Consider the following 12164-nt stretch of genomic DNA (forward strand, 5'->3'; position numbering starts at 1 on the left):
TCAACCTCCCCGGCCGAGACCAGGGGCGTCAAGCGAAGGCGGAAACCCGGCGGGATCGGGCGGGCGGCCTCCCGGCGGAATCACGCGACACCGGCTCCCCCCAGCTCAATCGACCCCGCTCCAGCGCCGGTGCATCGGCGTGAGAGCCGGACGGCGCGGCGACTCGGTGTGCTCGGCGACGGCGTAGCGCGAGAGGCGCATTTCTGCGGACCAGAAGTCCGGCGCGAGCCCGGCCTTGCGCTTGAGCTGGCGCAGGAACTCCGCGGGCTCGGGGATCTGCGCCCAGACCTGCGGCAGGAAGGTGCCGCGGTGTCCGCCGTGCTCGAGCACGACGCCGTCCTGCCGCGGTCGGAGCGCCGCGCGGGCCTGCTCTTCGCTCTCCACCGTGAGCGGTTCGAGCGGCCCGAGCTCGGAGACCTCGACGGTCACCTGGGCGAGCTCCGGGCGCGAGAGCGGCGGGAAGCGCGGATCACCGAACGCCGCGCTCGTCGCGTTGCTCAGCAGGTCGTCGAGCAACGGACGGCGTGCGGCGAGCGAACCGATGCAGCCCCGGAGCGCACCGCCGAGGTGCAGGGTGACGAAGACCGCCCCGGGGGCGCGCAGCCAGTCGGGCAGCTCGAGCAGCGGCTCGACGGGCAGGGCAAGACGCGAAGCGATCGCGCCGCGGGCGAGCGCGGCGAGCAGCTGACCGCGAGTGAGCTCCTCAGTGGACATCGGCGGAACCTCCTCCGACCCTCGCCGCGGAGCCGGGCTCGTCGCAGGCGAACGCACCGTAGCCGACCACCTGGTCGCGCCGACCCGCCGTGTCGCCGGAGTTGCGCAGGTCGAGCAGGCGCACGGTGAGCCCGCGTCGCTGCACCACGAGCCGCCAACCGTCGAGCGAGCGGGCGCCGCAGGCCTCGAACGGCGAGAGCGGCACGAGCCGCTCACCGGCGCAGGTGTCGCAGATCCGTCCCGCGGTGCGCGCGTCGACGGTCCGCGCCTCGTCGTAGGCGAGGTAGTGCGAGAGGTCGGAGCTCACCACGACGCGGGTGTCGGCAGCGCTCCAGGCGATCTCCAGCGCGGCCGCCACCTGCTCGGGCGTCGCCTCGCCGACCAGCAGCGGGACGATCTCGACGTCGCCGAAGAGCACCTGGAGGAACGGCAACTCGACCTCGAGGGCATGCTCCGGCGCGTGCACCGCGGCGTCGACCCGGACGAACGGCAGCGCGAGAAGCGCCTCGACGATCTCGGCGGCGAGCGGCAGCGCTCCGAGCGGCGTGGCGAACGCCGAGGCGGCGGGAAGCGCCAGCCCGGTGAGCGGCACGTAGTGGTTCGGGCCGAGGATCACCACGCGGCGCGGCGCCGCGCCGCGCTCGTGCCACTCGCCGAACGCCGAGCCGGCGATCGGCCCCGAGAAGAGGTAGCCGGCGTGCGGCGCGACGATCGCCGGAGGGAGCACCGCCGCGGAATCGTCCGTTCGGCGTGTGCGCTCGCCGGCGGCGCGCGCTCCGTCGAGATGGCGCCGCACCTCGTCGGCGAGGGCCCCCGGGCGCCCCGGATAGAAGCGCCCGGCCACCGCTGGCGGTCGGATCGGCAGGGAAGCGGAGAGGGGCATCGCAACCTCCCGCGCGAGCGACTCAGCCCGCGCCGACCGGTGCCCCGGGGCGCTTGGCGAGCGGCCCGGCGGCGAGCGAGCGTGCCCGCGCGGCGAGCGCCACCAGGCCACGCCGCTCGGCCTCCGCGGCGGCCTTGTTCAGCGCCTCGGAGGCTTTCGCCCGCCCGAGCCCACGCTCGAGACCGGCGGCCTCGATCTCGGCCTCGAGCGCCTGGAGCACCAGACCCAGTGTACGCCCCTCGGCGGCGAGCCGGCGCCACGCCCGCACCGCCTGATCGCGGCGTCCGTCGACCGCCGCCAACCGCGCCCGAGCGGCGTCGACGGCGAGGCGCGGGCGCAGCTCCTCGTTGGCGGCGAGCTGCGCCACCGCGGCGGCCAGCGCCTCCGGTGCGGAACGGTCGCCGGCGGCGGCGAGCGCCCAGGCGAGCGTCGCGCCGGCCTCGGCGGCGTCGCCGGCGAAGCCTGCGGCGGTGAGCGCGTCGGTCGCCGCGCGGGCGAGCGGCACGGCCTCCGACGGCGCGCCGCGATCGAGCGCCAGAACGGCGAGCTCGCGCTTGACACCGGCGATCGAGGCGAGCTCCTTCTCCGCCTCGAGCCGCACCAGCGCCCCTTCGCAGTCGGCGCGCGCCTCGCCCGCCCGGCCGGCGACGCGCAGGGCGGCGCAGCGGTTCCACAACGCCCGCCCTTCGAGCTGACGGTCACCGAGCTCGCGCGCCAGCGCGATCGCCTCGTCGTCGGCGGCGATCGCCGCGCCGGTCTCCCCGCCGTCGAGGCGGATCGCGCCGAGGTTGAGCAGCGACGAGATCTCGCGCGAGCGGTTGCCGAGCTCGCGAGCGAGCGCCCGGCCCTCCTCGTGACGCGCCGCCGCCCCCGCGAGGTCGCCGCGCAGGTAGCGCATCGTGCCGACGTTCGACAGCGTCGCCACCGCCGCCTGCTTGTCGCCGGCCTCGCGGAAGACGACGAGCGCCTGCTCGTAGATCTGCTCGGCCTCCTCGACCTTGCCCGAGTCGGCGAGGGCCAGGGCGACGTAGAAGCGCGCTCGTGCGGCACGCACGGGGCTCCCCGCGGCCATGCAGGCGTCGTAGGCCTCGGTGTAGAGGCGCGTCGCCCCGGCGAGATCGCCCTCCTGCCGCAGCAGCGTGCCGAGCGGCACGAGCGCCTCGGCGGCCGCGACGCGATCGCCGGCCCGTTCGAAGATCCGCCGCGCCTCCTCGAAGGCGCCGCGCGCCAGATCGCGCCGGCCGAGCCGGCGCTGCGCCGCCCCCTCCTCCATCCGCGCGTTGGCGAGGATGATCGTCGCGCCGACCTCCCGCGCCCGCTTGCCGGCGGCGAGCGCCGCCTGCAGCCGTTCGGCATTCCGGCCGAGATCGCCGTAGGCCTCCGCCGCGACCTGGTCGAGACGCGGGTCGCCGGCCGCCGCTGCCGAGAGTCCGCGCAACTCGACGATCGTGGCGAGCGAGCCCTCGGCGTCGCCGGCGCGGATCTGCACCCAGGCCAGACGCAGGCCCGCCTCGAGATCGTCCGGCGCGACGCGCCGCAGCTCGCGGTAGCTCTCGACCGCCGCGCTCCACTCGCGCGTCACCTCGTGCCGCATGCCGACGATCGCCAACGCCTCCTCGCGCGGCAACCCCGAGGTGTCCTCGGCCGCGCGGCGCGCCTCCTCGGCGGCCTTGGTGTCGTAGCCGAGCATGTTGAGCGAGCGGGCCAGCGCCGCGCGCGCCGGAGCGAACTGCGGATCGGCCTCGCAGGCCCGCTCGAGCAGCGCTCGCGCCGACGGTGCGTCGAAGCGGCGCAGGCTCGCCAGTCCTTCGGCGTAGAGGCGCGCCGCCTCCGGCGAGCGCGGCAGCGAGGCGCGCCGCGCCCCCTCCTGGTCGGCAGAGAGTGCCGACACGCCGAGCACCTCGCGCAGGCCGCTGCCGGCCCGACCGACGAGCTCGAAGAGCTCGGCCTCCCGGCCTTCGAAGCGCAACGCCTGGACCTCCCCACCGCCGGTGCGTTGCACGCGGATGTCGAGCCGCAGCCGTCCCCCGGACTCGGGCCCGAGCGCCGCGAAGCCGCCCAGCACGACGCGGTCGGCGCCGAGGTTGTCGCGCACGCGAGCCAGCGTGTCGGGGGCGAGCGAATCCGGCTCGGCGAGCGCCAGCTCGAGCTTCATCCGCGCGACGTTCTCCCCGGGAATGGCGCGCACTCCCCCTCCCGCCGCCACCTCGGTGGTGAGCATCTCGGCGAGCGCGCTGCCCAGCCAGGCGGACTCGGGGCGCCCGGCGAGGTTGCGGAAGCCGAGCACCGCGACCGTCTCGCGCGGCGTCCGCGGCGACGACTGCGCCGGCGGCGCGGCGGCGCGGCGCGCCAGCCAGGGCGCGAGCATCACCCCACCGCCGAGCATGGCGAGCAACGCGACGCCGGCGGCGACGGCCCAGCCGACGAGACGCCGACGCCGCCGTCCGCTGGGCGGCGCGACCGACTCGCCGTCGAGCGCACGCACCAGATCGGTGGGTGACGCGAAGCGGTCGTCGGGGTCACGCTCGAGGCAGCGCAGGATCGCCGCTTCCCAGACCGGGTCGACGCCGGGGCGCAGCGTCCGCGGCCGGGGCGGCGGCTCGGTCAGCCGTTTGAGCGCCGCCGAGATCGGCGACGCGCCGACGAACGGCAGCTCGCCGGTGACCATCTCGTAGAGCATCACACCGAGCGAGTAGAGGTCCGACGCCGGCCCGGCGGGGCGCCCCTCGACCTGCTCGGGCGACATGTAGGCGGGCGTGCCGAGCAGACCGCCGGTGGCCGTGAGGGTGAGTGCGTCGGGCGGCGCGCTCACGCCGTCGAGGCCCCGCGCCAAGCCGAAATCGGTGATCACGGCGCGCGGTGGCTGGCCGAGCGCAACCTCCTCGAGGAGAACATTGCCACTCTTCAGGTCGCGGTGCACGACGCCGGCGGCGTGCGCCGCCTCGAGCCCGGCGGCGACCTGGCGGACGATCGGTAGCGCCTCGGCCGGCTCGAGCGCCCCGACCCGGCGCAATCGCGCCGCGAGCGTCTCGCCGCGCACCAGCTCGAGCGTCAGGAAGCGCCGTGGCGGCCCGCCGGTGCCCGGGCGATGGACCCCGAGGTCGAAGAGCCGGCAGACGTTCGGGTGCGTCACCCGCCGCGCCAGCAACACCTCGCGCTTGAAGCGGCTGCCCGACTCGTCGCTCTCGCCGAGCGGTACTCGCAGCACCTTGAGCGCCACCGACACCCCGAGCTCGAGATCGAGCGCCTCGAACACCTCCCCCATCGCCCCGCCGCCCAACCGGCAGACGATCCGATACCGGCCGGCCACCAACTCGCCGACCGCGACGATCGCCTCCGACGCCTCCCAAGGGTGTCGTTCGTCCATTCGTTCCCGGGGCCCTCGGCCAAGCATACTCGCGCTCTCCGCCAGAACCTCACCGCCACGCCGGGAGATCGGCTTGCGCGTCACACCGAGATGCCGCAGGATCCGCCGCATGCCGACGCTCTTCGATGGTGCGACGCGCGAATCGCTGCAGGAACGTCTCGGGGCGCTCGATCCGGAGGCGGCGGCGCGGTGGGGAAAGATGACCGCTCCGCAGATGCTCTGCCACGTCGCCGATCAGATGCGGGTGGCGCTCGGCGACGTCCCGGCGGTCGCGGTGCCGACGCTGCTCCGCTTCAAGCCGGTGCGCTGGCTCTTCGTCGACCGGCTGCCCTGGCCGAAGGGGAGGATTCCGACCGCACCGGAGATGCAGCGCACGCGACCCGGGGAGTGGGCCGACGACCTCGCCGCGGCACGGGGGTTGATCGACCGCTTCGCGACCGCGAGCCGTACCCGGGAGTGGCCGGTCCACCCGGCCTTCGGGCGACTCTCCGGCGACGAGTGGGGCTCGCTCTCGGCCCGACATCTCGACTACCACCTGCAGCAGTTCGGCGCCTGATCCCGCTTCCGCCGCACGGCGAATCGACCCGGAGGAGCCCGCGATGGCCGAGCTGAAGACGAAGCCGACCGAGGTGAGCGTGGCGGCGTTCCTCGCCGCGATCCCGGACGCCAGACGCCGCGTGGAGGGCGAGACGCTGCTGGCCGTCCTCGGGCGCGCGAGCGGGGAACCGGCGCGGATGTGGGGGCCGAGCATCGTCGGCTTCGGCAGCTACCACTACCGCTACGAGAGCGGGCACGAGGGCGACGCCTGCCTCACCGGCTTCTCGCCCCGCCAGGCGGCGCTGTCGATCTACGTCCTGCCCGGCTTCGCCCGTTACCAGGAGCTGTTGCAGCGGCTCGGCAAGCACAAGGCCGGGAAGGCCTGCCTCTACGTCAAGCGCCTGACCGACATCGACCTCGCCGTGCTCGAGGAGCTCGTCCGCGCCTCGGTCGAGCAGCTGCGACTCAGGTATCCCCCCCGCTAGCGCCGCCGAGCCGGGCAAGGTCGGCCGGCGTGTCGGCGTCCCGCCAGGCCGAGCGCAGGGGCGGCGGCGGCCAGGGCGAGACGACGCCCGGGAGGCCGGCGAGCCGTTGCAGGCTCGAGATCCCGCCGGCAACGAGGCGCTCGACGAGCGCCAGTGCCGGCGGCTCGTAGAGGGCGAAGAACGGCTCGACCCGCCCCGGCGAACGGCGCGGCAGGACGGCCGCGAGCCCGGGCGCACGCTGCGCGAGGAGCCACTCGACCGCCTCCGGGCTCACCCAGCCCTGATCGCAGGCCACCACCAGCCAGGTCGACGCCGGTCGGTGGCGGAGGGCGGCGAGCACCCCGGCCATCGGCCCGCCGACCTCGGGTGCGTCGCCGCAGCGAGGCAGCGCCTGCAAAGTGGCTGGCACCTCGCCGGCACCGAGCAGGGCGATCCCGGTGACGCGCCACCGCACCGCCGCGAGCGCCCGCTCCGCGAGCGGCACCCCGGCCACCGGCAGAAGCGACTTCGGCTCCCCCATCCGCCGGCTCGCGCCACCCACCAGCAGCCCCGCCCACAGCTCCCCGGCCCCGCGCACGCGATCCGGCCTTTCCTCGGACTCCATGGCCCCATCCTAGGCGACGCGGTATCCTTCGCCTCCCACGGCCCGTCCTTTTCCGCCGCGTCCCGGGAGCCATGTCGACCTCCGATTCCGTTCGCATCCGCCGCCCCGGCCGGGGCCGGCTCGTCATCATCCTGCTGCTCGTCGTCGTCGCGGCGCTGCTCGCCGTCACGGCTTTCGTCGCCGGTCCGCCGCCGAAGATCGAGATCGTCTCGACCCTGCCGGCGATCGGCCAACGCACTCCGATCGAGGTGCACCTCACCGAGCCGTCGCGCGGCCTTGCCGGGTTCCGCGTCGAGGTCGGCCAGGGGCAGAACTTCACGCGTCTCGTCGAAGAGACGATGAACCCCGCCCCCTTCCTCGCCTTCTGGGCCGCCCGCACCACCGAGCGCACCGTGCGCATCGAGGTGGGCAAGGCGACCGTGCCGACGCTCGTCGGCGGCGAAGCGGTGGTGCGGGTCGTCGCCGAGCGCGCGCCGGCGCTGCTGCTGCGTCCGACGCCAGTGGTCGCCGAGATCACCCTGCCGGTGCGCCTCAGCCCACCGCGTCTCGAAGTGCTCTCCACCCAGACCTATGTCGTCCAGGGCGGTTCGGAGGCCGTCGTCTACCGCGTCGGCGAGAGCTCGGTGCGCGACGGGGTGCGAGCCGGCAACTGGTTCTTCGCCGGCCACCCGCTGCCCGGCGGCGGCCCCCACGACCGCTTCGCCCTCTTCTCGGCGCCCTGGGACGTCGCCGACGGCGCGGGCTTGCAACTCGTCGCCAGCGACGACGTCGGCAACGAGGCGAAGACGAGCTTCGTCGATCGCTTCACCGCCCGTCCGGCTCGGCCGCAGACGCTCGTCCTCTCGGATCGCTTCCTCACCAAGGTCGTCGGCGAGATCCTCGCCGAGACGCCGAACCTCACCGACCAGGGCGACCTGGTCAAGAACTACCTGGCGATCAACGGCGATCTGCGCCGTCGCAACGGCGAGGAGCTGCGCGAGCTCGCCTCCGGCTCGCAGGCGAGCTTTCTCTGGCGCGAACCGTTCTTCCCGTTCCCCGGCAGCCAGGTCATGGCCTCGTTCGCCGACCACCGCAGCTATCTCTACCAGGACCGGGTCATCGACCAGCAGGACCACCTCGGCTTCGATCTCGCCTCGGTGTCGCGCGCCGGCATTCCGGCGGCCAACGACGGCGTGGTGGTGCTGGCGCGCTTCCTCGGCATCTACGGCAACACCGTGGTGATCGACCACGGCTACGGCCTGATGAGCCTGTACTCGCACCTCTCGTCGATCGGCGTGCGCCCCGGCCAGACAGTGCGGCGCGGCGAAGAGATCGGCAAGACCGGCGCCACCGGCATGGCCGGCGGCGACCACCTCCATTTCTCGTTCCTGCTCGACGGGCTGCCGGTGAATCCCGCCGAGTGGTGGGACCCCCACTGGATCCGCGATCGCATCGGCCGCAAGCTGGGGCCGGCGCTGCCGTTCAAGGGCTGATCGCGCGGGAGAGACCCGATGCCCCTGTTCCTCCGTCGTGTGTTGCCGTTCGTCCTGGCGCTTGCCCTCCTGCTCAGCCATCTCCTGTTCTCCCCGCTCGGCCGCGCCGCGGCAGCGACCGCCTCGGCCAGCGACTGGCAGCAGGCGCTCGGCACCTGGCGCAGCGAACGCTTCGAACGCCTCACCGCGCCGGACGGTTGGCTGACGCTCGTCGGCCTTTTCTGGCTGCAGGAGGGGAGCAACCGCCTCGGCGCGAGCCCCGGCAACGAGATGAAGCTGCCGGCCGGACCGCTGTTCGTCGGTACGGTCGAGCTCTCCGGCGGCACGACGCGAACGGCGACCTTCGTCGCCGCACCGGGCGTCGAGGTGCGAGTCCGCGGCGGCGGGAAGGTGACGCGACTCCCCTTGGCCGCCGATACCAGCGGCAAGCCGACGGTGCTCGAGCACGGCACGCTCTCGTGGTTCCTCATCGAGCGCGGCGGTCGACTGGCGCTGCGCGTCAAGGACCGCGACGCGACGACGCGCAAGGAGTTCACCGGGCTCGACTACTTCCCGGCCGGACCCGACTGGCGGATCGCCGCCACGCTCGAACCGGCCGCGGCGGGCGAGACGATCATGGTTCCCAACGTCCTCGGCAACCTCGAGGCGACACCGACGGCGGGCAAGCTGGTCTTCACGATCGGCGAGCGCGAGCTGCGGCTCGCGACCATTCTCGAACCGGGTAGCGACTCGCTCTTCGTCGTGTTCGGCGACGCGACGAACGGCAAGGAGACGTACGGCGGCGGACGCTTCCTCGACGTCGACAAGCCCGGCGCCGACGGCCGCACGACGATCGACTTCAACCGCGCCTACAACCCGCCCTGCGCCTTCACGCCGTTCGCCACCTGCCCGCTGCCGCCGAAGGGCAACCGGTTGGAGGTGCGCGTCGAGGCCGGCGAGAAGAAGTACGGCAAGGGCCATTCGTGACGATCGCCCCCTCGCTCTACGAGGAGGTGCTCGCCGCCGCGGCCGGACGACCGCTCGCTCCACCTCGCGCCGCGCGCGATTCGGCGGCGGTCGTCCTCTGGCGGCGCGACGCCGGCGGCGAGGTCGAGGTCTACTGGCAACGGCGCGGGCGGACACTGCCGTTCATGGGGGGCTGGTACGCCTTCCCCGGCGGCGGGCTCGAGCGGAGCGACGCGAGCCTGCCCGTCGCCGGTACGCCGCTCGGTACCGACGAGACGACCTGCACCGCCCACGAGCCACGCGGGCTCGACGGTCGGGCCTCCCGGCCGACTTCGCCCGATCTCGTCCCCGGGCTCGCTGCGGCGGCGCTGCGTGAGCTCTTCGAAGAGACGGGCGTCCTGCTCACCCGCTCGGACGAGAGCCGTGCCCTCGCGCTTCCGCCCGACGGCGCTCCGCTCGCCGAACGTCTCGCGACCGCCGTTTCGGCGCTCGACGCGGCACGCCTCCGCTTCGCCGGCCGCTGGCTCACGCCCCCTCTCGGACCGGTGCGTTTCGACAACCGCTTCTTTCTCGTCGCCTGGGCTCCGGCCGACGGCGAGCCCTCCTGGTTCGCGCCGGAGAGCGAGGCGGGCGAGTGGATCCGTCCCGCGACGGCACTCGCCCGCTGGCGGCGAGCCGAGGTGCTCGCCGCGCCACCGGTGCTCCACCTGCTGCGCGTGCTCGCCGACGAGGGGCCCGACGGCGACGGACGCCGCCTGCTCGACACGGCGGAGGCCGACCTCGGACCACTGCGGCGGATCGAGTTCGTGCCCGGGGCGATCGTCTTCCCGCTGCGCGCCGCGACCCTGCCCCCCGCGTCGCACACCAACACCTTCTTGCTCGGCTTCGGCGACTGCGCCCTCGTCGATCCCGGGTCGCCGTTCGACGAGGAGAACGATCGCCTTCTCGCCGCGCTCGCCGCGGCGGAGCGCGAGCTCGGACGGCGGGTCACGGCGATCTGGCTGACGCACCATCACCCCGACCACGTCGCGGGCGTCGCCCGATTGCGCGAAGCCCTCGGCGTCCCGGTGCTTTCGCACCCGGCCACCGCCGAGCGGCTCGCGACGCGCGGCCTCGCGGTCGACGGCACGTTCGACGGCGGCACGACGATCGTCCTCGCCGGCGAGCCGCCGCTCGCCGTCGAGCTCCTGCACACGCCGGGGCACGCGCGCGGGCATCTGGCCTTCCGCCTCGTCGCCACCGGCGCGGTGGTGGCGGGCGATCTGCTCTCGGGTCTCGGCACGGTGGTGATCGACCCGCCCGAGGGCGACATGGACGAGTACCTCGACTCGCTCGCGCGCGTCGAGGCGCTGGCGCCGACGCTTCTCCTGCCGTCGCACGGCGCGCCGCTCGCCGGCGGTGCCGCGCACCTTGCCGAGCTGCGTCGCCACCGTCTGGAGCGCGAACGCCAGGTGCTGGCGGCGTGGGACGGCGGCCTGCGGGAAGTCGAGGCGCTCGTGCCGGTCGTCTACCCGGACGTCGCGCCGATGCTCCATCCCCTCACCGGCCGGCAGGTGCGCGCCCACCTCGAACGCCTCGCCCGGCGCGGCACGATCGAACACCCACACCGCGCCGGCGAAGGCTGACCTAGCGCGATCCAGCCGCGCTCTTTCGACGGAGACCCACCACCCAGGTCCCTTCTCGTTGGTCGGGACGACGTGGGGTGGAGGCGCTCACCTCTCGTCACCCCGAGCGGGAGCGCGGCGACGGGCTCGTTGGTCGTGTCGCCGCGGCTCAAAGCCAGCGTCGCACCGCTCCCGCGTAGGCGACGTAGACCGAGCCGAACCGCTGGGCGAGGAATCGCTCCTCGCGTTGGATGACCATTCGATCGAGCGCGACGACGAGCGCCGGCACCGCGAGCGCCACGGCGACGCTGTCGAGCAGGCAGGCCGTGCCCGCCAGGGTGAGCGAAAGGGCGACGTAGAGGGGGTTGCGCGACCAGCGGTACGGCCCAACGACGGCAAGCGCGACCACCTCCTCGCCGAAGTCGGGAGGCGTCCCTGCCGCATGCAAGGCGTGGAAGGCCCAGCCGCCGATCACCACCGCGAGCAGGAAGCAGGTCCCCCCGGCGATCTGCGAACCGAGCGTGCCGAGCCCGAGCGAGCCGGGAACGAGCCAACGTCCGAAGAGCCCCGTCGCCAGCGCGAGCAGGGCCAGCAGTGCGGGATGTAGCGGGACCTGCAGCCGCGTCGGCGTCCCGGTCATGCGAGCCTCTCCGGTCCTCGTCGGGGAGCTTCTCACGAAGCGCGCGGGAGCTGCTCCGCCGCTCACCCTCCGGGCTAGGATGCCGCCGTGCCGACGAGCCCCACACTCGCCTACTCCCGCTACGTCGCCCTCGGCGACAGCTCGACCGAAGGGCTCGAGGACCCCGACGGCCGCGGCGGCTATCGCGGCTGGGCGAACCGTCTGGCCGAGCAGGTCGCCGCCGCGCAAGGGTCGCTGCTCTACGCCAACCTCGCGGTGCGCGGGCGCACGGCGCGCGAGATCCGCGAGCAGCAGCTTGCCCCCGCGTTGGCGATGAAGCCCGACCTCGCGACGCTCTTCGCCGGCACGAACGACGCGGTGCGCAGCGGATTCGACGCGTCGGCAGTGCGGCACGACGTCGAGACGATGCAGAGGGCGCTCGTCGACCAGGGTGCGACGGTCCTCACCTTCACGCTCGCCGATCCGGCGCCGCTGCTGCCGCGGCCGATGGCGCGGCGCATCGCCCCGCGTGTCGTGGCGCTCAACGACGCCCTGCGCGAAGCGGCGGCGGCGAGCGGCGCGTGGCTCGTCGACTTCGCGCTCTGGCCGGTGGCCTCCGACCCGCGTCTGTGGAACGAGGATCGCCTGCACGCCAACGCCGACGGGCATGCGCGGATCGCCGCAGCGCTCGCCGAGAGGCTCGGGCTGCCAGGAGCCGACGCCACCTGGCGCGAGCCGCTGCCGCCGCTCCCGACGCCCGGTTTCACGGCCCGGCTGGCGGCCGACGTCGCCTGGGTGCGGCGTCACTTCGGCCCCTGGGTAGCGCGCCATCTGCGCGGCCGTTCCTCGGGGGACGGGCGCAGCGCCAAGCGACCACAGCTCGGGCCGGTCGAGCTCCGGCGCTGATTCGCCGAGCCGCACTCCTCGCGCCGGC

11 protein-coding genes are annotated in these 12164 nt (G+C 74.3%); 6 read left to right on the plus strand and 5 right to left on the minus strand.

The window, feature by feature from the left end:
- Nucleotides 1–105: 105 nt before the first annotated feature.
- From amrA to IPJ17_18505, 3 genes are read right to left on the minus strand one after another with little or no spacing between them, the layout of a single operon-like run.
- The gene (amrA, locus tag IPJ17_18495) at nt 106–714 is read right to left on the minus strand and encodes an AmmeMemoRadiSam system protein A (GenBank protein QQR73447.1); all 609 of its coding nucleotides are present in this window, start codon (nt 712–714) and stop codon (nt 106–108) included.
- Nucleotides 704–1597 carry an AmmeMemoRadiSam system protein B gene (gene amrB, locus IPJ17_18500; protein ID QQR73448.1) on the minus strand — a complete coding sequence of 298 codons (894 nt, stop codon included), beginning with the start codon at nt 1595–1597 and terminating at the stop codon, nt 704–706. The genes amrA and amrB overlap by 11 nt, the downstream gene beginning before the upstream one ends.
- Before the next feature lie 22 nt (nt 1598–1619).
- Nucleotides 1620–4964, minus strand: a complete 3345-nt coding sequence (locus IPJ17_18505; GenBank protein QQR73449.1) for a protein kinase — start codon at nt 4962–4964, stop codon at nt 1620–1622.
- Between the two features lie 109 nt (nt 4965–5073).
- Between IPJ17_18505 and IPJ17_18510 the strand changes: the two genes are divergently transcribed.
- Nucleotides 5074–5520: a DUF1569 domain-containing protein gene (locus tag IPJ17_18510; protein ID QQR73450.1), complete on the plus strand. Its 447-nt coding sequence runs from the start codon at nt 5074–5076 to the stop codon at nt 5518–5520.
- A 43-nt stretch (nt 5521–5563) separates the two neighbouring features.
- Nucleotides 5564–5986: a DUF1801 domain-containing protein gene (locus IPJ17_18515; protein QQR73451.1), complete on the plus strand. Its 423-nt coding sequence runs from the start codon at nt 5564–5566 to the stop codon at nt 5984–5986.
- Here the strand turns inward: IPJ17_18515 and IPJ17_18520 are convergent.
- Nucleotides 5967–6590, minus strand: a complete 624-nt coding sequence (locus tag IPJ17_18520) for a molybdenum cofactor guanylyltransferase (GenBank protein ID QQR73452.1) — start codon at nt 6588–6590, stop codon at nt 5967–5969. The two genes, IPJ17_18515 and IPJ17_18520, sit on opposite strands and share 20 nt — an antisense overlap.
- Nucleotides 6591–6661: 71 nt before the next feature.
- Here IPJ17_18520 and IPJ17_18525 point away from each other — a divergent pair, with 71 nt between their 5' ends.
- The 3 genes from IPJ17_18525 to IPJ17_18535 are packed head-to-tail and all read left to right on the plus strand — an operon-like array spanning nt 6662 to nt 10632.
- Nucleotides 6662–8062: a M23 family metallopeptidase gene (locus IPJ17_18525; GenBank protein ID QQR73453.1), complete on the plus strand. Its 1401-nt coding sequence runs from the start codon at nt 6662–6664 to the stop codon at nt 8060–8062.
- 18 nt (nt 8063–8080) lie between these two features.
- The gene (locus IPJ17_18530; protein ID QQR73454.1) at nt 8081–9028 is read left to right on the plus strand and encodes a DUF1684 domain-containing protein; all 948 of its coding nucleotides are present in this window, start codon (nt 8081–8083) and stop codon (nt 9026–9028) included.
- Nucleotides 9025–10632 carry an MBL fold metallo-hydrolase gene (locus tag IPJ17_18535; GenBank protein QQR73455.1) on the plus strand — a complete coding sequence of 536 codons (1608 nt, stop codon included), beginning with the start codon at nt 9025–9027 and terminating at the stop codon, nt 10630–10632. The genes IPJ17_18530 and IPJ17_18535 overlap by 4 nt, the downstream gene beginning before the upstream one ends.
- A gap of 148 nt (nt 10633–10780) precedes the next feature.
- Here IPJ17_18535 and IPJ17_18540 read toward each other — a convergent pair whose 3' ends face one another.
- The gene (locus IPJ17_18540) at nt 10781–11251 is read right to left on the minus strand and encodes an isoprenylcysteine carboxylmethyltransferase family protein (GenBank protein ID QQR73456.1); all 471 of its coding nucleotides are present in this window, start codon (nt 11249–11251) and stop codon (nt 10781–10783) included.
- Between the two features lie 87 nt (nt 11252–11338).
- On the opposite strand from IPJ17_18540, the gene IPJ17_18545 reads away from it, so the two are divergent.
- Nucleotides 11339–12136: an SGNH/GDSL hydrolase family protein gene (locus tag IPJ17_18545; protein QQR73457.1), complete on the plus strand. Its 798-nt coding sequence runs from the start codon at nt 11339–11341 to the stop codon at nt 12134–12136.
- Nucleotides 12137–12164: the final 28 nt, after the last annotated feature.

The organism is Holophagales bacterium, from assembly GCA_016699405.1.
Taxonomy (GTDB): domain Bacteria; phylum Acidobacteriota; class Thermoanaerobaculia; order Multivoradales; family JAGPDF01; genus JAAYLR01.

Bases quoted from the DNA above. Each gene is read 5' to 3' on its own strand.
- amrB (QQR73448.1), bottom strand. From the start codon at position 1,597: ATGCCCCTCTCCGCTTCCCTGCCGATCCGACCGCCAGCGGTGGCCGGG.
- IPJ17_18510 (QQR73450.1), top strand. From the start codon at position 5,074: ATGCCGACGCTCTTCGATGGTGCGACGCGCGAATCGCTGCAGGAACGT.
- IPJ17_18530 (QQR73454.1), top strand. From the start codon at position 8,081: ATGCCCCTGTTCCTCCGTCGTGTGTTGCCGTTCGTCCTGGCGCTTGCC.
- amrA (QQR73447.1), bottom strand. From the start codon at position 714: ATGTCCACTGAGGAGCTCACTCGCGGTCAGCTGCTCGCCGCGCTCGCC.
- IPJ17_18540 (QQR73456.1), bottom strand. From the start codon at position 11,251: ATGACCGGGACGCCGACGCGGCTGCAGGTCCCGCTACATCCCGCACTG.
- IPJ17_18520 (QQR73452.1), bottom strand. From the start codon at position 6,590: ATGGAGTCCGAGGAAAGGCCGGATCGCGTGCGCGGGGCCGGGGAGCTG.
- IPJ17_18515 (QQR73451.1), top strand. From the start codon at position 5,564: ATGGCCGAGCTGAAGACGAAGCCGACCGAGGTGAGCGTGGCGGCGTTC.
- IPJ17_18525 (QQR73453.1), top strand. From the start codon at position 6,662: ATGTCGACCTCCGATTCCGTTCGCATCCGCCGCCCCGGCCGGGGCCGG.
- IPJ17_18505 (QQR73449.1), bottom strand. From the start codon at position 4,964: ATGGACGAACGACACCCTTGGGAGGCGTCGGAGGCGATCGTCGCGGTC.